We start from the raw sequence: 20,687 nt of genomic DNA on the forward strand, positions 1-20,687 counted from the left end.
GCACCCGCAAGACCGCGGCCGCCGCCGAGACCGCCGTGGACACCGCGGAAGGCACGGAAACCAAGCCGCGCCGCACCCGCAAGACCGCCGCAGCCGCACCGGCAGCGGAGGTCACCGAAGCGGAAGCCGAGCCCAAGCCGCGCCGCACCCGCAAGACCGCGGCCGCCGCCGAGACCGCCGTGGACACCGCGGAAGGCACGGAAACCAAGCCGCGCCGCACCCGCAAGACCGCCGCAGCCGCGCCGGAGGCACCCGAGGCCGAGGCCAAGCCGCGCCGTACCCGGAAGACGGCAACCGCCGCCGTGGACGCGGTCGACGGGGAAGCGGTCGCCGCTCCGAAGGCGCGACGGACCCGTAAGGCCGTTGCCGAGGCGGCTGCTCCGGAGATTCCGGCGCAGGCCACCGAGGAGCCGGCGGTCAAGCCGCGCCGGACGCGCAAGACCGCCGCGACGGCACCGGAGACCGCCGAGGCCGAGGCGGCGCCCAAGCCGCGCCGGACCCGCAAGGCGGTCGCGGCCGTGGAGGCCCCCGAGGCCTGACCCGGCGCCGCCCGCACGGCGGTGACGACAACCGGTCCGACGGCCGGGTCCACGCAAGTGGACCCGGCCGTCGGCGTTTCACCCCGCACCGCCACCACGCCCCCCTCCCGACCCCTCAAAGCGCAGCTCGACCCGGCCCGATAGCCTCTCCCCATGAGCAGGCCCGCCACCTTCGTTCCCCCTCCCGGTGCGCGCGCGTACGCGCTGCGCACGGCTCGGGGGGAGTTCGCCGTGGTCGACGCCCCCGTGGCCGCCGGGGTGGCACCCAAGGGCGTGGTGCTGCTGCTGCCGGGATTCACCGGCAGCAAGGAGGACTTCAACCCGCTGCACGTGCCGCTGGCCGAGCGCGGGTACCGGACCGTCGCCGTGGACGGGCGGGGCCAGTTCGAGTCGGACGGACCCGCGACGGACGAGTCGGCCTACGCGCAGGAGGAGTTGGCGCGGGACGTGCTGGCGCAGGCGGCGGCGATCGGCGGCCCGGTGCACCTGCTGGGGCACTCCCTCGGCGGCCAAATCGCGCGCGCCGCCGTACTGCTGGACCACACCCCGTTCCTGTCGTTCACCCTGATGGCCTCCGGCCCGGCGCAGATCTCGACGCCCCAGCAGGAGCGCGTGAAGCTGCTCCGGGACGCGCTCGCGGTGCTGAGCATGGCGGAGGTGTGGGAGACGATCCAGGCGATGGAGCCGCCTGAGGAGACGGACACGCCCGCGCTCGACGCCGGGCTGGACGACCGCAACGACCTGCGGCGCCGCTGGCTGGGCACCAAGCCCGCCCAACTCCTCGCCACCGGGCTCCAGTTGTGCACGGAACCGGACCGGGTCGCCGAACTGGCGGCCGTTCCGCTGCCGTTCCACGTGCTGTCGGGTGCGCGGGACGACACCTGGCCGCTGCCGCTGCTCGACGCCATGGCGGTACGGCTGAGGGCGCGCCGGACGGTCATCGAGGGCGCCGAGCACTCCCCGAACACCGACCGACCCCTGGAGACGGCCCGCGCGCTCGCCGACTTCTGGGACGGCACGGCGGCCGGGTCATAGCGTCCGGGCCGGGCTAGAACTGCGCGTGCAGATGCTCCCAGAAGCCGTCCCGGAGCGCCCGCCGCAGGTCCGCCTGGCCGCGCAGGGAGTACTGGAGCAGCTCCTCGGCCTCGACCAGCAGGTCCTGGTCGACGGAGCCGGGCAGGTAGGGGTGGCCCGGGAACAGCTCGACCAGCGCTTCGCGGCCCCGGGAGGAGAGCCACCGGGCCGCGATCTGGGCGCCGACGAAGCGGACGTCCTCGCGGGTGGGGCGGGCGCCGCCGGCGGCCTCGTACGCGGCGGCGGTGCGCCGGGAGACGTACGGCTTGAAGAACTCCAGGTCGAAGGTGCGCTGGCTGTCGACCTCCCAGAGCAGCGGCTCGGCCTGGTTGCGGCCCTCGGGCGCCTCGATGCCCCAGAGGTGGACGCGGGCGCCGTAGCCCTGGGCCGCCTCGACCGCCGAGACCAGGTCCTCGTCGCCGCCGAGGAGCGCCGCGTCGCTGATCGCGCGGTGCCGGGCCAGTGACTCCAGGTCGGTCCGGATCAGCGAGTCGACGCCCTTCTGCTGGTTGTTGGCGTTGAGGTTGCCGAGGCGGACCTTGACGTCGGGCAGTTCGGCGATGGACTGCTGCTCGGCGGTGTGGATGCGGCGGCGGGCGCCGTCGTACCAGTACACGCGCAGCAGCCGGCTGTCCGCGAAGATCTGGCGGGCCTTGTCGATGAGCGCGTCGATCAGGCCCTCGGCGTCGATGTCGAAGGTGCGGCGGTCCTCGGTCCCGGCGACGAGTCGGCCGGCGGCTGCATACAGATAGCCCGCGTCGACGAAGATCGCGTGGGTCGAGGGCGTCTTCGCCACCTCGGCGAGCATGCGTTCCAGCAGCTCGTTCGTGCGCTCGATACGGGCGCCCAGGGCGGCCAGGTCGTCGTTCATCGCCCTCATTGTCCCGGTGGTCACACTGCGAACACAACCGGTCCCGGTGGGTTCCTCGGCTGCGGCTTACCGGTCAGTAATTAGTTGTTCGAAAAATTTCTTTAGCGTAGGGAATGTTTGTAACACGCATGGCGTTGACTACGTACGACGCTGGATACACCGGACGTCACATCAAGTAGTTCTCCGCAGGAGGATGACCAGACGAAGGGAGAAGCCCATGCGCTTCGAAATCATGCGACTCGACGAGGTCGACGGCACCACCGTGGACAGCACCGTCGTGGACGCCGCCTCCGTCAACCGGATCGTTCAGCAGGCCGCCGCCATCGGACAGCGCCTGTGGATCCGCCCGGCCGACACTCCGGCCTCGTAACCCGCACACGGGCTTCTCAGCCACTCGAGCTTTCCGGGGGAGCCGAGCCGACGACGGCTCAGCTCCCCCGGATCACCTGAGTGACCCCGTTGATGATCTGCTGCACCGCGATCGCGGAGAGCATCATGCCCGCGAGCCGCGTCACCAGGACGACACCGCCGTCCTTGATGACCCGGATGATCAGCAGCGAGTAACGCATCACCAGCCACAGCACCACGTGGATCGCGAGGATCGCGGACCACACGGAGAGCTGCATGGACACGCTGTCGGCCTTCTGCACGGCCAGGATCACGGACACGATCGCACCGGGGCCCGCGAGCAGCGGCATGCCCAGTGGTACGAGCGCCACGTTGACGTCCTTGGTCTGCTTCGGCTCGTCGGTCTTGCCGGTGAGCAGGTCCAGCGCGATCAGCAGGAGCAGCAGCCCGCCCGCGATCATCAGCGCGGGCACGGACACGTGCAGGTAGTTCAGGATCTGGTGGCCCAGGACGCCGAAGACGGCGATGACCCCGCCCGCCACGCAGACGGCCTGGAAGGCCATCCGCTTCTGCACCTTGGCCGGCCGGCCGGCGGTCAGGGCGAGGAAGATCGGGGTGATCCCGGGGGGATCCATGATGACGAAGAGGGTCAGGAACAGGGAGCCGAAGACGGCGATGTCGAACATGGGGGAAGTACAGGCCTTGCAGGAAGAGGAAGTACGGGCGTGAGGTGGTGTGGCGGGCCGGCCCCTGGGGGCCTCAGGCTCCGCCGGTGCCCGGCACCGGGAACGCGCCCGTCGCCCGCCGGGTGATCTCCCCGTACACCTCGGGGTCGGTCGTGTACGCGCCCAGCGCCACGGTCTTGCGGCTGCCGTGGTAGTCCGACGAGCCCGTGACCAGCAGCCCCAGTTCCTTCGCCAGGCCCCGCAGCCGGTCCCGGGCGTCGGCGTCGTGGTCCATGTGGTCGACCTCGATGCCGTCCAGCCCGGCTTCGGCCAGCTCCGCGATCCGGTACTCCGGCACGGTACGGCCCCGTTTGGCGGCGGCCGGGTGCGCGAACACGCAGACCCCGCCCGCGGCCTTGACCAGCCGGACCGCCTCGAAGGGGTCGGTCTCGTGCTTCTCCACGAAGGCCCGCCCGCCGTCGGCCAGCCACTCCTCGGTGAACGCGTCGCTCACCGTCGGTACGACACCCAGCTCGACCAGTGCCGAGGCCACGTGCGGGCGCCCCACCGAGCCGCCGGCGGCGATCCGCTCGACCTGCTCCCAGGTGACCGGCACGCCCAGCTCGTTCAGCTTGGTGACCATGCCCTTGGCCCGCGGCACCCGGTCGTCGCGGACCAGCTCGCGCTCGGCGAGCAGGGCCGGCTCCTCGGGGTCGAAGAGGTAGGCCAGCAGGTGCATCGAGACACCGTCGATCCGGCAGGACAGCTCGGCGCCGGTGACCAGCGTCAGCCCCTCGGGCAACGCGGCGACCGCTTCGCCGTACCCGCGGGTGGTGTCGTGGTCGGTCAGCGCGACCACGTCCAGTCCCGCAGCGGAGGCCTTCCGCACCAGCTCGGCAGGGGTGTCCGTCCCGTCGGACGCCGTGGAGTGACAGTGCAGGTCGATACGCACGCGAACTCCAGGCGATGGCGGAAGGAAGGGGACACCTAAGGATAGCGGTGTTTTCCGGCCCGCCTGTCACACCCGCAACCGCAAAGCACCCCCTACACCATGAAGGGGCGCGAGGAACTGCGCGAGCAACCACGAACGACCCGCAGCCGCCCTCGCACAGCGCACCCCACCCCGGTGGGCGCTACGGCCGGAGCAAGCGCGGCGACAACGCTCCGCAGGGCACCAGATCTATCTCCGCCCCCGCGTCCCGCAGATCGGTCAGCACCAGCTCGTCGTACATGAGCAGACCCGACTGCTCGGGCCACATCACCGCCCACAGCCACATCCCGAGCGCCTCGCCGGCGAAGACGGCACGGTCGTCGGGGGTGCGGTAGACGTGCCAGAGGGGTGTCGGGCGGCCCGCGGCGAGCACCTTGGCCTGCGGCGGCTTCTCGACGTTCATGTACGACCCGGGATCGGGGCCGTCGATGCCGGCGTAGTGCGCGCCGAGGCCGACGCCCAGCTCCTCGGCGATCAGGATCATCTCGCCCGGGCCGCCTAGCGGGCCGGGGCCCGAGCAGGCCACCGCGGTCGCCCGGCCGCCGCTGCGGTCGTCGCCGGCGTACGCCACACCCGTGAACAGCCAGCCGACCGGCAGCGGCCACGGCATCCACACCGGCACCTGGGTGCGGTGCACCACGACGTTGAGCGCCTCGACGCTGGGCGGGATCACGGGCTGCAGCGGATACACCGGGCCATGCACGTCGCACTGCCACGCATCGGCGAAGAGGCCGGGAGCCCTGACCCGGCCACCGCACCTCGGGCAACTGGGTTCGCCCCTCATAGGGCTCCACGGTCCTACCCCGGCCCGCCCACGTCAAGGACGATCACCCGTCCGGCAAGGTCGCTGCAACTTACATTAATTAGCCGAGCTAACCTGCAAGGGCGGAACAGCGTCGTCCGGCGCAAGGCCCCGACGCTCTCCCCCGCTCTCGAGGACGGGGTCGACGGCTTCGCCAACTGACCGGATCCGGCCTTGTGTTGGTGAGTTCGGTCACCCCGCTGCGGGCTGCGCGTCAGTCCAGCGGGACGGATCTGCGGGCGGGGTCCCTCAGGTCCGTCCCGCCGGCGAGCCAGCGCTCCTGGAGGGCCTGGGCGCCGTGCACCCGCTTCCAGGCGGCCTCGTTCGGGGTCATCGGCAGCAGCGGCAGGAACCGTACGGGGTCCATCGGGGCGTCCAGCTCCAGGTCCTCCACCAGCCCGCCGGGCTCGCCCACCAGGACGGAGGTGAAGGGGGCGCCGGGCCACAGCGGCTCGCCCACGTCGAGCGAGGCACCCGGGGTCACCACCAGCCCCTCCACCTGCGGCGTCGCGGCCAGCACGGCGAGCGGGCGGAGCACCTTGTCGGTGTCGGCGAGGCCCGCGCGGACGGACAGGACCAGTTCGGCGCGGGGGCCCTTGACCGGGTCGGCGAGGATCGCCGCGGGATCCGTCATGGGGTGCTGGGACATGCCCAGGGTGGCGTACCGGACGACGTCCCCCTCCTGGAAGCGGAGCACCTCGATACGGTCCGTGCCGAGGAAGGTGACCGCGGCCCGGGCGTCCGGTTCGCCCAGCGCGGTGGTCAACCGGGCCTCGACCAGAGGAAGAACATCTGCCATGCGCCGAGCATAGAACTCGTCAGCAGCGGGCAAAGCGGCGCCTTGACAGTACGGGCGGCTGGTACTCTGAGCCGGTGGTTCGGGGCAGCACGCCAAGCGTGGCTATCGGGTCCCGACGCCGACGAGACTCCCTTACGAGGGACCGGCCGGAGGAGGTGGGGCTGTCATGGATCGAAGTCGACCGTGCAGTACCACTCGCTCTTCCGGCTGCTGATGTAGTTCCCGGCTGGCCGCCGCCTTCCTTTGCGCTTCGTCGTTCGGAAGAGCACTTCGTCTCGCTTTGCCTGATCTGTCTGATCTGAATCAGTTCTGCATCAGCAGCGAAGTCGCCACCGCGACGGTGCGGTGCTCCCCGCTTTGTGGACGTGCCAAACATGCACAGTCAGGACGTCCCCATTCCGGGTAGTTCCACCCGTTGCCGCGCGCCCTCGCTGCCCGCCTGCGAAGGAGCCTGCCCATGTCGATGATCCGCGACCTGCGCGCCGTGGTCCGCCCGTCCTCCCGCGTCTCGCTGCGCAAGGACACGAGCCCCTCGTACGACACCACGCGCGCCCCCGGCACCTCCTCGGCCGTCGTCGACTGCGCCGTCTACCGCGACGGCGCCCGCGTGCAGAGCACGGGCCCGCTCACCCCGCAGGAGGCGATGCGGCTGGTGCGCCGCGACGGCGGCTTCGTCTGGATCGGGCTGCACGAGCCCACCGAGGACGAATTCGCCGGTATCGCCAGCGAGTTCGGGCTGCACCCGCTGGCCGTCGAGGACGCGGTGCAGGCCCACCAGCGGCCCAAGCTGGAGCGGTACGACGACTCGCTGTTCACCGTCTTCAAGACCATCCACTACGTCGAGCACGACCGGCTCACCGCCAACAGCGAGGTCGTGGAGACCGGCGAGGTCATGTGCTTCACCGGCCGGGACTTCTTCATCACCGTCCGGCACGGCGGCCAGGGCTCGCTGCGCGCCCTGCGCCACCGCCTCCAGGACGACCCGGAGCTGCTTGCCAAGGGCCCCTCGGCCGTGCTGCACGCCATCGCGGACCACGTCGTGGACGGCTACATCGCGGTCGCCGACGCCGTGCAGGACGACATCGACGAGGTGGAGACCGAGGTCTTCTCGCCCGGCCGCAAGGGCGGGGTCTCGCGCGGTGTGGACTCGGCTCGGATCTACCAACTCAAGCGCGAGGTGCTGGAGTTCAAGCGGGCGGTGGCGCCGCTGCTGCGGCCCATGCAGCTGCTGAGCGAGCGGCCGATGCGGCTGATCGACCCCGACATCCAGAAGTACTTCCGGGACGTCGCCGACCACCTCGCCCGGGTCCAGGAGCAGGTGCTGGGCTTCGACGAACTGCTCAACTCCATCCTCCAGGCCAACCTCGCGCAGGCGTCCGTCGCGCAGAACGAGGACATGCGCAAGATCACCGCCTGGGCCGCGATCATCGCCGTACCGACCATGGTGTGCGGGGTGTACGGGATGAACTTCAAGTACATGCCCGAGCTGCACTGGAAGTACGGCTACCCGGTGATCATGGGCATCACGGTCGCCCTCTGTCTGGGCATCCACCGCACGCTCAAGCGCAACGGCTGGCTGTGAGCGGGCCGGTACGGCCTGGTTAGGCTGGGGCGCATGACAAGCGAGCTGCTCGACCGGGCCCTCATCGAGGAGGCCTCGAAGAAGTCCGGCCTGATCTGGGTCAGGGGCGCCGGTGCCCCGGCCGCGCGTGCGCTGTGGCACGTGTGGCACGACGGCGCGCTGTGCGTGGTCGGCGGCGGTCCCGGTGAGCAGCCGCTGGAGGGGCTGACCGACGGCGGCTCCGCCGAGGTGAGCGTGCGCAGCAAGGACAAGGGCGGCCGGCTGGTGACCTTCCCGGTGACCGTGACCGAGCCGGCGTCCGGCTCCGCGGAGTGGGAGGCGGCCGTCGCCGAGCTGAAGGGCAAGCGGCTGAACGCCCCCGACGGCGAGGAGATGCCGGCCCGCTGGGCCCGCGAGTGCCGGGTGCTGCGCCTGGTGCCGGCGGGTTCCGTGGCCCCGCTGCCCTCCGGCGACCTGGCCGAACGTCCCGTCCCGACCCCGGCCACCACCCGCAGACCCGTCCCGGCTGGCCTGCCGAAGCTCCTGCTCAAGCGCCGCAAGAGGAAGTGAGCGGCGGCGGCCTGCGCGCCGGCGCGGCCCGGCGGTGCCGGACCGGCCGCACGCCCCGGCGGCCGTCCTACGACGTCGGCAACTGCCTGCCGTAGTCCACCGTCTCCGACTTGGCCGGTTCCTCGACGGTGAAGTTCTTGCCCCAGTCGGAGAAGCGGAGCGTCCCCGCGTCGCCGGCGCGGACCAGGCGGAGGGGATAGGGCGTGCCCTGGAGGGACACGTCCAGGGTGCCGCCGGCGCCGTTGTCGCCGGTGATGCGGATCGTGCGGGTACCCGACTGATCGGCGTGGTGGCCGTCCGTCGCCAGCGCGCCGTGCAGTGTCAGCAGACCGTCGAGGAGGACGTCCTTGTCCGTGAAGCCGCTGAACTTCTTGTACGCGGGATCGCGCTGCGGGACCTTCACGTACTTGCCGTCCAGCTTGCCCGGGGTGCCGTCGCTGCCGTCGGCGTGGCTCCAGAAGTCCGCGTCCGCCTTGAGGTACAGCTCCCGCCCGACCCGCAGCAGCTTGAAGGTGGCCCCCTGCGAGGTCACCGAGCCGGTGCCGCCGTCGGCCTTGAGCTGCATGTCGAGGCGGTACGTACGGCCGCTGGTGACCACGGTCCCGGACAGCCGGACGGCGGGCGCCGCGTCCGCCGCGGCCCGCGTCTTCGCCTGGATCTTCGCCGCGGGCAGCTTGCCCACCCCGTTGGTCCCCGCGTCCGGATCGTCGCCGCCGCACCCCGACAGCACCATCGCTCCCGTCACGGCCAGTGCGCAGCTCGCGGTCACCAGCACGGACCGGCGGGTACGGCCCTGGGGAATCGCAGTCACAGGTGGGGTCGCCTTTCTGACGGTTCCTGAGCGGCGTACCGCAGCGTACCGGTGCCCCGCCCACCCGGCGGAGCCAGTCCGTCCGGACCCCCCACCAGGGCGTATCCGACCGGTACGGGCTAGCCTGAAGCGCACCCGAGCGGGCAAATCCGAGCACATTCCACACATCGCAGTTCCCAGCGTCTCCCAGGCAAAGGAAGCAGAGCCATGGCAGCCGGCGCCCCCCGGATCTTCGTCTCGCACCTCGCCGGGGTTCCCGTCTTCGATCCGACCGGCGACCAGGTGGGCCGCGTACGCGACATGGTCGTCATGCTGCGCGTCCGGCGACGGCCCCCGCGCGTTCTCGGGCTGGTGGTCGAACTGTCCACCAGGCGCCGTATCTTCCTGCCCATGACCCGGATCACGGGCATCGAGTCCGGCCAGGTCATCACCACCGGCGTGGTCAACGTCCGGCGCTTCGAGCAGCGGCCCACCGAGCGGCTCGTCTTCGGCGAGCTGCTGGACCGGCGGGTGACCCTGGTGGAGACCGGCGAGGAGGTCACCGTCCTCGACATGTCCGTGCAGCAGCTGCCCGCCCGCCGCGACTGGGAGGTCGACCGGGTCTTCCTGCGCAAGGGCCGCAAGGGCGGCGCCTTCCGGCGGGCGAAGGGCGAGACGCTGACCGCCGAGTGGTCGGCCGTCACCGGGTTCTCGCTGGAGGAGCACGGGCAGGGCGCCGAGAGCCTGCTCGCCACCTTCGAGCAGCTGCGCCCCGCCGACCTCGCCAACGTGCTGCACCACCTGTCCCCGAAACGGCGGGCCGAGGTCGCCGCCGCCCTGGACGACGACCGGCTCGCCGACGTCCTGGAGGAGCTGCCGGAGGACGACCAGATCGAGATCCTCGGCAAGCTGAAGGAGGAGCGCGCGGCGGACGTGCTGGAGGCGATGGACCCGGACGACGCGGCCGACCTGCTCTCCGAACTGCCCGAGGAGGACAAGGAGCGGCTGCTGAGCCTGATGCAGCCCGCCGACGCGGCCGACATGCGCCGTCTGATGTCGTACGAGGAGCACACGGCCGGCGGTCTGATGACGACGGAGCCGATCGTGCTGCGGCCGGACGCCACCGTCGCCGACGCGCTCGCCCGCGTCCGCAACCCGGACCTGTCCCCCGCCCTCGCCGCCCAGGTCTACGTCTGCCGCCCGCCCGACGAGACCCCGACCGGCAAGTACCTGGGCACCGTGCACTTCCAGCGGCTGCTGCGGGACCCGCCGTACACCCTGGTCAGCTCGCTCGTGGACGACGATCTGCAGCCGCTGGACCCGGACGCCGCGCTGCCGGTCGTCGCCGGGTTCTTCGCCACGTACGACATGGTGGCGGCGCCCGTCGTGGACGAGTCCGGATCACTGCTCGGCGCGGTGACCGTGGACGACGTACTGGACCACATGCTGCCCGAGGACTGGCGGGAGACCGAGTTCCACCTGGACGAGGGAGAGGAGGCGCCCGCACATGGCTCCTGAGCGCGAGACCGCGACCCGCGAGCGCCACCCGGCGGGCGCCACGGCCGCCGGACGGCCCCGGGTCGCCCGGCTCGACCAGCCGCGCCCGCCGCGCCGCCGGTTCCTGCCCGAGTGGGACCCGGAGGCCTTCGGCCGGCTGTCGGAGAAGATCGCCCGGTTCCTGGGAACCGGACGCTTCATCGTGTGGATGACGGTCGTCATCATCGTGTGGGTGGTGTGGAACATCGCGGCGCCCCGCCATCTGCGCTTCGACGAGTACCCGTTCATCTTCCTCACCCTGATGCTGTCGCTGCAGGCGTCCTACGCGGCCCCGCTGATCCTGCTCGCGCAGAACCGGCAGGACGACCGCGACCGGGTCAACCTGGAGCAGGACCGCAAGCAGAACGAGCGGTCCATCGCCGACACCGAGTACCTGACCCGGGAGGTCGCCGCGCTGCGCACGGGCCTGGGCGAGGTCGCCACCCGGGACTGGATCCGCTCGGAACTCCAGGACCTGATGAAGGAACTGGAGGACCGCCGCCGGCACGACGGGCACCCCGGTCACGTCGTATTCCCGGCGGAACGGGCAGAACGCCCGCCCGGACGTGACACAGACGACCGCTGAGGGGCATCCCTCAGGTCCCTCGGCGCGCCGTACCATCGTCCTTATGGCTACGGAAGACGCGGTGCGCGAGGCACTGGCGACGGTGAACGACCCCGAGATCAACCGCCCGATCACCGAGCTCGGGATGGTCAAATCGGTGGAGATCGGCGCGGACGGAGCGGTCGCGGTCACCGTGTATCTGACGGTGTCCGGCTGCCCGATGCGTGACACCATCACGCAGCGCGTCACCGAGGCGGTCTCCCGGGTCGAGGGCGTCACCCGCGTCGACGTCACCCTGGACGTGATGAGCGACGAGCAGCGCAAGGAGCTGGCGGCGGCCCTGCGCGGCGGCCAGGCCGAGCGCGAGGTCCCCTTCGCCAAGCCGGGCAACCTCACCCGGGTCTACGCGGTCGCGTCCGGCAAGGGCGGCGTCGGCAAGTCCTCGGTGACGGTGAACCTGGCGGCGGCCATGGCCGCCGACGGCCTGAAGGTCGGTGTCGTGGACGCCGACATCTACGGCCACAGCGTGCCGCGCATGCTGGGTGCCGACGGCCGGCCCACCCAGGTCGAGAACATGATCATGCCGCCGTCCGCGAACGGCGTGAAGGTCATCTCCATCGGCATGTTCACCCCGGGCAACGCGCCGGTCGTGTGGCGCGGCCCGATGCTGCACCGCGCGCTCCAGCAGTTCCTCGCGGACGTCTACTGGGGCGACCTGGACGTCCTGCTCCTGGACCTCCCGCCCGGCACCGGTGACATCGCGATCTCCGTGGCCCAGCTGGTCCCGAACGCCGAGATCCTCGTCGTGACGACCCCGCAGCAGGCGGCGGCCGAGGTGGCCGAGCGCGCGGGCTCGATCGCCGTGCAGACCCACCAGAAGATCGTCGGCGTGGTCGAGAACATGTCCGGCCTGCCCTGCCCGCACTGCGGCGAGATGGTCGACGTCTTCGGCACGGGCGGCGGCCAGCTGGTCGCCGACGGCCTGACCCGCACCACGGGCACTTCCGTTCCCGTCCTCGGCAACATCCCGATCGACGTCCGCCTCCGCGAGGGCGGCGACGAGGGCAAGCCGGTCGTCCTGACCGACCCCGACTCCCCGGCGGGCTCGGCCCTGCGCGCGATCGCCGGCAAGCTGGGCGGCCGCCAGCGGGGGCTGTCGGGGCTGTCGCTGGGGATCACGCCGAAGAACAAGTTCTGAGCGGGGGCTCCAGGCTTCACACTTCAGGCTTCACAGGGGCGCCGTCGCTCGCCGACGGCGCCCCTTCGCCGTACTCAACGGTCGTCGCGTGCGTCCGCGCGCCCCGGGCAGAGGTCGAGCGTGGTGCACAGCAGGATCTCCTGACAGGAGACTCCCGGGGACTGCGTGCCCGGCTCACGGCCGGCATGCGGCACGAACCGCCACTGCGACGCCTTGAGGTGCCGCGTCCGACCCGCCTTCTCGACGCGCACGTGCAGGGTGCGGGCTCGGGAGTCGTTCGTCTCCACCAGCACCTCGTCCGCGGCGAGCGGGAAGTGGTCGTGCAGCAGACAGAGACCGAAACGGTTCAGATTCCCGTGCTTGGCCAGCACCCCCACCAGATCCCGGACGAACTCCGCGTCCTGGGGGCCCAGCGCTTCGGCCTCTTCGAAATGAGGAAGCGAATTCCGCGGGACGCCCATCGGAGTGTCGGTCATGGGTCCTCCCGTCAATCGAGTGACGGTCACCGATCTCCATTGTCGGCTGCCGAACCTGCCCCTGCAAATGCCGCCGGCACAGCCAAGCAGGTGTGTGTCAGCGACCCGTCGTGTGTCTGTGCATGACATATCCACCGCTTTGTCTAGATTCGCCAGGGATATGGAGAGGTGTCGACCTATGGCGATGGCTCGGTGGTGGCGGCTGCTGTCACTGTTGGTGCTGGTGGCGTGCGTGTGGGAGGGCGGGACGGCTCACGCCAGCCAGCGGGATGCCAGTACCGACTGTGTGTCGGACGGCCTCAAGGGCAGCACCGTCAGAGCCACTCTGCGGCTCGAACAGCGCAGGCGCTCCGTTCCCTGGCTGATTTCCGACATGACGGTGCAAGTGCCGAGGCAGTGGCCGCTTGCCAGGGAGTTGACCTTCGGCGAGAAGTCCAAGCAGTACCAGTTGGCGATGCGATGCTTGCTGCTCGGGGAGGAGGCCCCCGGATCACGGAGCGAGTGGCGTCCCCATCACCCCGAGGTGACAGCGACCGACTCCGGGGTCACGGTGCACTACGTCGCATACAACTGGATCACCGCGCAGAATCCCGTCCTCGTGGGCCCCTGGGAGATCATCCCAACCGTAAGAACATGGATGATCTATTTGTGGCCGCCGACGCTCCGGACCATCCGTTGGGAGCGGATCGAGGTCGATCTGGGTGGCCTCGACTTCAACGACCTTGCGGAGCACGCGTCGTACTCCACCGCGAACCATGTGGTGTGGCAGAAAAAGCTGCCCGAAGAGGTACAGGTGGAGGTCGACCCGCCCTGGCAGCGTTGGCTGCCGGCGATGCTCAGTCAGTCGGGTCTGGCCAAGGCGGGCCTCGCCGCGTGGTGGATGTGCGCCTCGATCCTTATGGCTGTGGCCGCGATGCGCGCCAAGCGCGCCGACACGGAAACCTGGCGTGACTCGAGCTTGACGCGCACCCTGTTGGAGTGGGCCGGACTCAGCGCGGGGGTGGCCCTGGCACTGCTCCTGTACGTGCCGCGGGAAAATTTCTCGCCCCGGTCGGGCGCCCTTCTCTACATCCCTACAGGCTTGGGCCTGATTCTCGCCGCCCGCCCCTGGAGCCCCGGCGCGTCACCGACTGCGTCCGACGACGCGCCTGACGAGCCGGCCCTTCGCGCTGACATCCGACGCCGTCAGGCACTCGCCGTCGTGGCCACCGCGTGTGCGGTCGCGGGCATCGGCCTGCTGGTGATCCCGGCCCACGATGTCTTCGGGCTTCCGGGAAACCTGGATCCGAGTACGACGACCCCCTTGGGCCGCATCGGGCTGGCGCTGGTGGGTACGGCGACCGTGTGGTTGTGGTTGGCCGCGATGGTCGCCTGGGCCTGGCGGTTCGCGCGGGAAGGAGGATTGCTCCGAAAGCGCTGGGCCGGCGCGTGGGAGCGGGTCCCCGCCCAGTGTGTCTTCGTCGTCGGATGCCTGCTGGCCAACGTCACCATGGCATTGTTCGCATGCGCCTGGTGGGTGAACAAACGCCGATGGGCACGCATCAACTGGCTCGTTGAACAAAACCTGCCCACTGATTACAACAAATCTTTGAGCATTCTATTCAAAGGGTTCGCCTACACCGACCTGAGACTGACTTTCGCCTACAGTTGGGTATTGACAGGACTGGCCTTGCTCGCTCTGCTGCGTTTCCGCAATAGGTCGCCCCAGACCCAGGGCCGCCGCAGATTCGAACAATTCCCCCTGGCGCCCAACAAGGCGGACATCCTGCTGATCACTTCCTTGTTCGCCTTCTTCGTCGGAGTCCGAGCCGCGAAATTCGCAGGCGCCAGCGGACTGTACGGAGCCTGGCTGGTAATGAACGTGGTCGCGCTGTACGGCATTCTGCACATCGGGCGCCGCCGGTCGGTGCTAAGTCGGATGGGTGAGCGTTTCCGCACAGTGCGGCTGGGCACCGAGCAACACCGGCACGAGCTACTGAAGAAAGCCCGTCAATACATTGACGCGAACAATCAGATGCACCTGTTGAATCGTGGTCATGCCGACGGAGTGACTTCCGAGCAGGTGGAAGAAAAGTTGCACAATCTGCATCAATGGCTGGTCAGCGCATGTGAAGGAGTCCACCCGCCGGAGCACATTTCGGTGCTGGACATCGCCCTGGCCTGGGGACCGGAGGGACGTTGGTGGTCCAATGCGGTTCGCGCAGGGCGCCTGGCATTCTGGTTCGGCACACCGGCCACCGCGCTGCTTCTTTACTACCAGGCGCAGGACCCCTATGGGAGGCGGACAATCCTGGATTCGCCCACCGGGTTACCGGAGTTCGCCGCCAACCTGATCCTTTATCAGATGGCGTGGACGGTCGCCGGCTTCACACTCGGGGCGCTGTGGCGTCTGCTGCCCGGACGCCGGAGCCAGGCGCGGGCCGGGATCCTCGCCGCTGCCTACGGGTTGCCCACAGTACTGGCTGCCGCAGTCGTCAAGGTCATGGACACCGATCCGCGCCCGCTCCTCCTGTACGCCGCGCTCCTGCTCGTGGTCCTAGCGCTCACCAGCATCTGGATGGACATGGCGACGTTCCAGGAGGCTCAGCAGTACTGGCCCAGCCGTTTCGCCCTGATGCTGTCCGTCTACCAGATGCGCGGCTTGTCCGGTCAGATCACCTGGGTCCTGGCCGAGGTGGCGGCCGTCGTGACGATCTACAACAACCTGAAACATTGAGCGAACCGTCGGCAGGGCCCGGGAGCCGGTCGCACCCGGGCCTGGCCCGTCAGGCGTACGCGGTGATGTCCTTGATCGCCGCGAAGCCCAGCCCGTACGCGCTCATCCCCCGCCCGTACGCACCCAGGTGCACCCCTGCCTCGGTCGTGCCGGCCAGCACCCAGCCGTACTCGGACTCCCGGTAGTGGAAGGACGCCGCCACCCCGTCCACGGGAAGGGACAGTCTGGACCACTCCGGGCCGTCGAGGTCGTCGGCCAGTGCCCATGCCGTCTCGGTCTGCTGGTCCAGCCAGTCGTCGCGCAGGCTGTGGTCCATCTGGCCGGGCCAGGTGAACGAGAGCAGCCCGACGCCGGCCAGCCAGGCCGCCGAGGACACCGAGGTCGCCTCCAGCAGGCCCGTGCCGTCGGCACTGCGCCGGGACGGCTGCGCGGCGACGGTCACCACGACCGCGAACTTCTCCCGCGGTTCACCGGCCGAGCCGGTCTCGCCGCGGACCGAGGGCTCGTCACCGTGCCCGATCGAACCGTGCTCGACGGCGCCGTCGGCCGCGGTGCCGACCTGCATCAGCCAGCGCGGCCCCGTGAACGCCTCGTCGAGGCCGTACCACGGGAAGGGCGCCCGCAGGTAACCGTCGACCGTACGCCGGGCGGAGGGGAGTTGCTGTCCGCCCTCCGCGGCCGGCGTCTGCGCGCCCACCCGACTCGTCGTCTCCATCTGCCCGGACGCCTCCTCGCTCTCGTCGGACCGGGGTGGCCCGCCCCCCTTCGGGCGTACGCGTCCGGTCCGCACAACAACTCGGCAGCATATCCACACTGCTGAGAGCAGCAGGGCAGGCGCTGGATGCGTGGGTCGCACGAACGGCCTGATCAGGCCGTGTGCAACGGGCGTGCGTTATGAAACGCGTCACGTGCGCGGCGTACGCCCGCGTGCGCGTGTCGGCGGAGAAGAGCGCTCTCGGGAAAGACTTACGTGGCGTCCGCGTCGAAGGGCGGGCGGTCGTCGTCGCCCGGGGTCTCGGGCTTCTTGGACATGTCGACGCGACCGCCGGAGGAACCCGGGGAGGAGGACGAGGACGGCGCCGGGGACGCGCCGCCGTCGCGGCTGTGGACGGCGTCCGTGACCTCGGCCATCTCCTTCTTCAGGTCGAAGCCGTTGCGGATCTCCTTCAGCCCCAGATCGTCGTTGTCCAGCTGCTTGCGGATGAACGTCTTGGGGTTGAGGTCCTCGAACTCGAAGTCCTTGAACTCGGGACCCAGTTCGCTGCGGATGTCCTGCTTCGCACTCTCCGAGAACTCGCGGATCTTCCGGATCGTGCGCATCACGTCCTGGATGACCTTCGGGAGCTTGTCCGGACCGAAGACGAGCACGGCGAGCACGATGATGGTCACCAGCTCCAGTGGTCCTATGTCATTGAACACCTGACGCTCCTTGCGATGTCCTCGGTCGCTCAACGGTACCCGGCGTTCCTGTCCGACCGGTACCGTCCCGAGGTGAGACTTGTGTCAGTTCCGCTCCGACGCGCCCAGTACCAGTGACACCTCCCGCGCGGTGCCGTCGCGTTCCACCGTGAGCCGCAGCCGGTCGCCGGGCCGGTGGGCACGGATCTTGACGATCAGCTCCTCGCCGGTGTGCACGCGCTCCCCGCCGACCTCGGTGACGACGTCCCCCGCCCGGAGGCCGGCCCGTTCGCCGGGGCCGCCCTTGAGGACGGCGGGGCCGCCGCCGGCGCTCTTGTCGTCGATCCGGGCGCCGTCGCCGGTGTAGCCCATGTCCAGGGTGACGCCGATCACCGGGTGGGTGGCCCGGCCGTCGTTGATCAGTTCCTCGGCGACCCGCTTGGCCTGGTTGACGGGTATGGCGAAGCCGAGGCCGATGGAGCCGGCCTGGCCGCCGTCGGAGTCGGTGCCGCTGCCGGCGGAGCGGATGGCGGAGTTGATGCCGATGACCTGGGCCCGGGAGTCGAGCAGCGGACCGCCGGAGTTGCCCGGGTTGATCGGGGCGTCGGTCTGGAGGGCGTCGACGTACGACACGTCGCTGCCGTCGCTCTTCTCGCCGCCGGCCGTGATGGGCCGCTCCTTGGCGCTGATGATGCCGGAGGTGACCGTGTTGGCGAGGTCGAAGGGGGCGCCGATGGCGACGACGGGGTCGCCGACCTTGACGTCGTCGGAGTTGCCGAGGGGCAGCGGGGTGAGGCCGCGGACGCCGTGCACCTGGACGACGGCGAGGTCGTAGCCGCTGTCCCGGCCGACGACCTTGGCCTTGACGGTGTCGCCGCTGCTGAAGGTCACCGATATCTCGCCGCCCGTCCCGGCGGGCTCGACCACGTGGTTGTTGGTGAGGATGTGCCCTTGGGCGTCGAGCACGAAGCCGGTGCCGGTGCCCGCCTCGTCGGCCCCTCTGACGTGCAGCGTCACCACGCTGGGCAGGGCGCGGGCGGCGATCCCGGCCACGCTGTCCGGCGCCCGGCCGGCCGGCACGCTACCGGCCTGCGGCAGCCGTACCTCGCCGCCGCGGCCGTCACGTTCGACGTAGGCGCCGACGACTCCGCCGACACCCGCGGCGACCAGGGCGACGACCACGGTCCACACGAACAGGATCCGCCTCGCGCGCCGGGTGCTCTGCTGCTCCGTGAGCACCCCGACGCCGGTCTGCTGCAACGGCCCCCGGGCGAGCGCCTGTGCCGTGGCGGAACCGGCGGCCCAGGGGTCGTAGCGGCCCCAGGGGTCGGGGGTCTGCGGCACGGGGCCGGTGGGCGGGGTCCCCGGCGCGGGCGCCGGCACGCCCGGTGCGTGGCCGGCGGGCGCGGGCAGGGGCGTCGGCGGGCCCGTGGGTGCGGGGACGGCCGTCCCGTGGGCCGGGGCGGCCGCCGGGTGCTGGACCGGCGGCGCCGGGGCCCAGGGGCCGGGTTCGCCGTAGGGCGGGGTGCCGTAGGGATCGGGGTCGTGCAGCGGCCTGGGCCGCTCGGCGGGAGCCACCCAGGCGGTCTCCCCGGCCGCTACGGCGTCACGCTCGTCGGTGCCGGCCGGCGGGACCGGCGCGGGCTTGGCCAGCTCGAAGTCGCCGTCGGCCCCGGTGTGCTCCGGTACGGCCCCCTCGGTGCCCGCGGTCCGGTCGGCCGGTGTCGCCCCCGCCGCTCCCTCCGGTCCGTCCACCGGCGGGACACGGTTCCCCTCGTTCATGCTCTCCCCACGGCTGGGCCACGACCGCGCACTGCCGCGGCCATGGAACATCGGCTGCCGCTCCCGGGTCGACGCCGCGGGCACGGCCTCCCAGGATTCAACCAGGTTCGCGGGCCGTGCCGCAGTGGCAGGTCAGGGCGACGGGTGGGGTGCGGCCGGAGAGGCCGGTGAGGCGGAGGGGGTGTGGGTGGGGTCGGCGGAGGAAGCGGCGCCGGTGTCGGGGACGGGGGCGGACAGCAGGCCGGAGCCGGTGACTCCGACGCTGGTGGACCAGTCGGCGAGCGGCAGGGCCACGGTGTCGTCGAGCGGGCGTATCAGCGGGGAGACCGCGGCGGCACCGGCCAGCACCGGAGCGGTCAGGCCGCGCACCGCCTCCGTGCGGCTCTGCCCGGCGGCAGGGGCCGGCACCCCGGGCAGCAGCGGCGCCGACAGGGTCGTCGGCACCACCGGGGCCGGGCCGGTCAGCGGGCCGCCCTGCGCGAGCAGTGGTCCTACCGGGCGCCGGCGCTGGCTGTCCGGCGTGGCCGCGCCGCCCACCGAGCCGGTGCCCGCCGAACGGGCCGGGGTGACGTTGCTGCCGGTGCCGGTGCCGCCCCGGGCGTCCGCGGTCAGATCGCCGGGGATGACGGTGGTCACGCCGCCGAGGGCGATCGCGGCCAGCGACACCGCGCCGGCGGCGGCGAACGCGAACCGCAGTCCGCGCGAGGCGGAGCGGCCGTCGTCCGGGCGGCCGACGGGGTGGATGCGGAAACCGCGGTCCTCGGGGGCGGGGACGCCGTCCGGGAGACAGCCGTGCGCGCGGGCGGGGACGTACCCGAACGGGAGGCGCTCGTCGCGCCTCACGCCGAAGGCCCCGGAGGCGCCGGCCGGTCCGGAGGCGCCGCCGAGGAATCCGCCCCCGGGAGACGGCGTGCCGCCGCCGTCCGGGTCGCCTCCCCCGGGGAGCTCCTGGAGGCGGGCCAGGAAGCTCGCGGAGGGCGGGGGCGGGGCCGCCTCCGCGAACACGTTCTTCAGCGCGCGCTGGGCGTCCGCCTCCGCCTTGCACCGGGCGCAGGTGGCCAGGTGCGCGAGGACGCGCTCACGCGTCTCATGACCGAGCTCTCCGTCCACCAGGGCGGAGAGCCGGTCTCCCAGGTGCTGCTCTGCGAGATGCGCCTTCTCGGCGGGTTTCGGCCGTGTTCCACTCACGCGGTCGCGCCCCCTCCCCCCAGAGCGGGGACCCGGGCCAGGAAGGAGCGGCGCTCGGCCGCGCGGGCCTCCGGGGAGCGGTGCGCGAGGGCCTTGCGGAGCTGGGACCGGCCGCGGTGGATACGGGAGCGGACGGTGCCGAGCTTCACGCCGAGGGTCGCGGCGATCTCCTCGTACGACAGTCCTTCGATGTCGCACAGGACGACGGCGGCGCGGAACTCGGGCGCGAGGGTGTCGAGGGCCTGCTGGACGTCGGCGTCGAAGTGGGCGTCGTTGAACAGCTGCTGCGGGGTGGGCTCGCGGCTGGGCAGGCGCTCGGCCGCGTCCTCGCCGAGGGCGTCGAAGCGGATGCGCTGCTTGCGCCGGACCATGTCCAGGAAGAGGTTCGTGGTGATGCGGTGCAGCCAGCCCTCGAAGGTGCCCGGCGAGTACGTCGACAGGGAGCGGAAGACGCGGACGAAGACCTCCTGGGTGAGGTCCTCCGCGTCGTGCTGGTTGCCCGTCAGGCGGTAGGCGAGACGGTAGACCCGGCCGCTGTGCGTGCTGACGATCTCGTCCCACGTGGGCGGAGTCCACGCCTGCCCGTCCGCGTCGGTGGCGAAGGTCGCGGTCTGGGTCTCGCCGGCGGCGAGAGCGGCGGCGTGGCTGTCAGCGGTGTCGGTCACGGATTTCGGCCTGCCCGCCGACCCGAGGAAGCGCCGCAGCACTCCGCCCCGATCCCCGGGCGCAGCCGCACCTCCCCTGTCGGCTCTGGTGGTGTCCAGTGGAGCCCCTACCATAGCCACCTCGCCCGTTAGCTCCGGATAAGCGGTTTTACG

General features: G+C 71.2%; 20 protein-coding genes and 1 pseudogene. 9 read left to right on the forward strand and 12 right to left on the reverse strand.

Translation table 11 applies throughout. The annotated features are described in order from the left end of the window. Both ACIP4Y_RS14630 and ACIP4Y_RS14635 read left to right on the forward strand, forming a co-directional pair. Window positions 1-539 (forward strand): annotated as a pseudogene (locus tag ACIP4Y_RS14630) (ATP-dependent helicase); the annotation flags it as partial. A 153-nt stretch (window positions 540-692) separates the two neighbouring features. Continuing rightward, complete coding sequence (locus ACIP4Y_RS14635) at window positions 693-1,574, forward strand: alpha/beta fold hydrolase (protein ID WP_401392584.1); 882 nt, start codon at window positions 693-695, stop codon at window positions 1,572-1,574. A 13-nt stretch (window positions 1,575-1,587) separates the two neighbouring features. Here ACIP4Y_RS14635 and ACIP4Y_RS14640 read toward each other — a convergent pair whose 3' ends face one another. Further along, complete coding sequence (locus tag ACIP4Y_RS14640) at window positions 1,588-2,493, reverse strand: NYN domain-containing protein (RefSeq protein ID WP_358639308.1); 906 nt, start codon at window positions 2,491-2,493, stop codon at window positions 1,588-1,590. 208 nt (window positions 2,494-2,701) lie between these two features. On the opposite strand from ACIP4Y_RS14640, the gene ACIP4Y_RS14645 reads away from it, so the two are divergent. After that, the gene (locus tag ACIP4Y_RS14645; RefSeq protein WP_018571269.1) at window positions 2,702-2,854 is read left to right on the forward strand and encodes a hypothetical protein; all 153 of its coding nucleotides are present in this window, start codon (window positions 2,702-2,704) and stop codon (window positions 2,852-2,854) included. A gap of 58 nt (window positions 2,855-2,912) precedes the next feature. Here the strand turns inward: ACIP4Y_RS14645 and ACIP4Y_RS14650 are convergent, their stop codons facing one another. The 4 genes from ACIP4Y_RS14650 to ACIP4Y_RS14665 all read right to left on the reverse strand — a co-directional run bounded on the left by ACIP4Y_RS14650 (window position 2,913) and on the right by ACIP4Y_RS14665 (window position 6,089). Next, a complete protein-coding gene (locus ACIP4Y_RS14650; RefSeq protein ID WP_358639037.1) occupies window positions 2,913-3,518 on the reverse strand; it encodes a MarC family protein in 606 nt (201 codons plus the stop codon). 73 nt (window positions 3,519-3,591) lie between these two features. Then, on the reverse strand, window positions 3,592-4,449 hold the full coding sequence (locus ACIP4Y_RS14655; protein WP_401392588.1) for a PHP domain-containing protein: 858 nt from the start codon (window positions 4,447-4,449) through the stop codon (window positions 3,592-3,594). A 181-nt stretch (window positions 4,450-4,630) separates the two neighbouring features. Then, window positions 4,631-5,272 carry a DUF6758 family protein gene (locus ACIP4Y_RS14660; RefSeq protein WP_358639041.1) on the reverse strand — a complete coding sequence of 214 codons (642 nt, stop codon included), beginning with the start codon at window positions 5,270-5,272 and terminating at the stop codon, window positions 4,631-4,633. 232 nt (window positions 5,273-5,504) lie between these two features. Then, window positions 5,505-6,089: a suppressor of fused domain protein gene (locus ACIP4Y_RS14665; protein ID WP_401392591.1), complete on the reverse strand. Its 585-nt coding sequence runs from the start codon at window positions 6,087-6,089 to the stop codon at window positions 5,505-5,507. A gap of 457 nt (window positions 6,090-6,546) precedes the next feature. Here ACIP4Y_RS14665 and ACIP4Y_RS14670 point away from each other — a divergent pair, with 457 nt between their 5' ends. After that, window positions 6,547-7,671, forward strand: a complete 1,125-nt coding sequence (locus ACIP4Y_RS14670; protein ID WP_358639046.1) for a magnesium and cobalt transport protein CorA — start codon at window positions 6,547-6,549, stop codon at window positions 7,669-7,671. A 33-nt stretch (window positions 7,672-7,704) separates the two neighbouring features. Beyond that, complete coding sequence (locus ACIP4Y_RS14675) at window positions 7,705-8,220, forward strand: hypothetical protein (RefSeq protein ID WP_358639048.1); 516 nt, start codon at window positions 7,705-7,707, stop codon at window positions 8,218-8,220. A 67-nt stretch (window positions 8,221-8,287) separates the two neighbouring features. Here the strand turns inward: ACIP4Y_RS14675 and ACIP4Y_RS14680 are convergent, their stop codons facing one another. After that, window positions 8,288-9,031, reverse strand: coding sequence for a hypothetical protein (locus tag ACIP4Y_RS14680; RefSeq protein ID WP_401392596.1), 744 nt, complete (start codon window positions 9,029-9,031; stop codon window positions 8,288-8,290). A gap of 207 nt (window positions 9,032-9,238) precedes the next feature. Here ACIP4Y_RS14680 and ACIP4Y_RS14685 point away from each other — a divergent pair, with 207 nt between their 5' ends. The 3 genes from ACIP4Y_RS14685 to ACIP4Y_RS14695 are packed head-to-tail and all read left to right on the forward strand — an operon-like array spanning window position 9,239 to window position 12,309. Continuing rightward, window positions 9,239-10,528: a magnesium transporter MgtE N-terminal domain-containing protein gene (locus tag ACIP4Y_RS14685; RefSeq protein ID WP_358639052.1), complete on the forward strand. Its 1,290-nt coding sequence runs from the start codon at window positions 9,239-9,241 to the stop codon at window positions 10,526-10,528. Next, window positions 10,518-11,132 (forward strand): DUF1003 domain-containing protein, encoded by a 615-nt coding sequence (locus ACIP4Y_RS14690; protein ID WP_401392599.1) that lies wholly within the window; start codon window positions 10,518-10,520, stop codon window positions 11,130-11,132. Before ACIP4Y_RS14685 ends, ACIP4Y_RS14690 begins: the two co-directional genes overlap by 11 nt. Before the next feature lie 43 nt (window positions 11,133-11,175). Continuing rightward, window positions 11,176-12,309 carry an Mrp/NBP35 family ATP-binding protein gene (locus ACIP4Y_RS14695; protein WP_401392602.1) on the forward strand — a complete coding sequence of 378 codons (1,134 nt, stop codon included), beginning with the start codon at window positions 11,176-11,178 and terminating at the stop codon, window positions 12,307-12,309. A 74-nt stretch (window positions 12,310-12,383) separates the two neighbouring features. On the opposite strand, the gene ACIP4Y_RS14700 is transcribed toward ACIP4Y_RS14695, so the two are convergent. Then, on the reverse strand, window positions 12,384-12,785 hold the full coding sequence (locus ACIP4Y_RS14700; RefSeq protein ID WP_401392605.1) for a hypothetical protein: 402 nt from the start codon (window positions 12,783-12,785) through the stop codon (window positions 12,384-12,386). 178 nt (window positions 12,786-12,963) lie between these two features. Here ACIP4Y_RS14700 and ACIP4Y_RS14705 point away from each other — a divergent pair, with 178 nt between their 5' ends. Beyond that, window positions 12,964-15,501, forward strand: coding sequence for a DUF6185 family protein (locus ACIP4Y_RS14705; protein WP_401392607.1), 2,538 nt, complete (start codon window positions 12,964-12,966; stop codon window positions 15,499-15,501). Window positions 15,502-15,550: 49 nt separating this feature from the next. On the opposite strand, the gene ACIP4Y_RS14710 is transcribed toward ACIP4Y_RS14705, so the two are convergent. The 5 genes from ACIP4Y_RS14710 to sigE form a co-directional block, all read right to left on the reverse strand. After that, window positions 15,551-16,216, reverse strand: coding sequence for a hypothetical protein (locus ACIP4Y_RS14710; protein ID WP_401392609.1), 666 nt, complete (start codon window positions 16,214-16,216; stop codon window positions 15,551-15,553). Window positions 16,217-16,467: 251 nt separating this feature from the next. Further along, on the reverse strand, window positions 16,468-16,920 hold the full coding sequence (locus ACIP4Y_RS14715; protein WP_401392612.1) for a sec-independent translocase: 453 nt from the start codon (window positions 16,918-16,920) through the stop codon (window positions 16,468-16,470). 84 nt (window positions 16,921-17,004) lie between these two features. Further along, complete coding sequence (locus ACIP4Y_RS14720; protein ID WP_401392615.1) at window positions 17,005-18,681, reverse strand: trypsin-like peptidase domain-containing protein; 1,677 nt, start codon at window positions 18,679-18,681, stop codon at window positions 17,005-17,007. A gap of 132 nt (window positions 18,682-18,813) precedes the next feature. Further along, window positions 18,814-19,869, reverse strand: a complete 1,056-nt coding sequence (locus ACIP4Y_RS14725; RefSeq protein ID WP_401392618.1) for a zf-HC2 domain-containing protein — start codon at window positions 19,867-19,869, stop codon at window positions 18,814-18,816. After that, on the reverse strand, window positions 19,866-20,576 hold the full coding sequence (sigE, locus tag ACIP4Y_RS14730; protein ID WP_358639072.1) for an RNA polymerase sigma factor SigE: 711 nt from the start codon (window positions 20,574-20,576) through the stop codon (window positions 19,866-19,868). Before sigE ends, ACIP4Y_RS14725 begins: the two co-directional genes overlap by 4 nt. Between the last annotated feature and the right edge of the window lie 111 nt (window positions 20,577-20,687).

Source organism: Streptomyces sp. NPDC088810 (assembly GCF_044750305.1).
Lineage (GTDB): Bacteria > Actinomycetota > Actinomycetes > Streptomycetales > Streptomycetaceae > Streptomyces.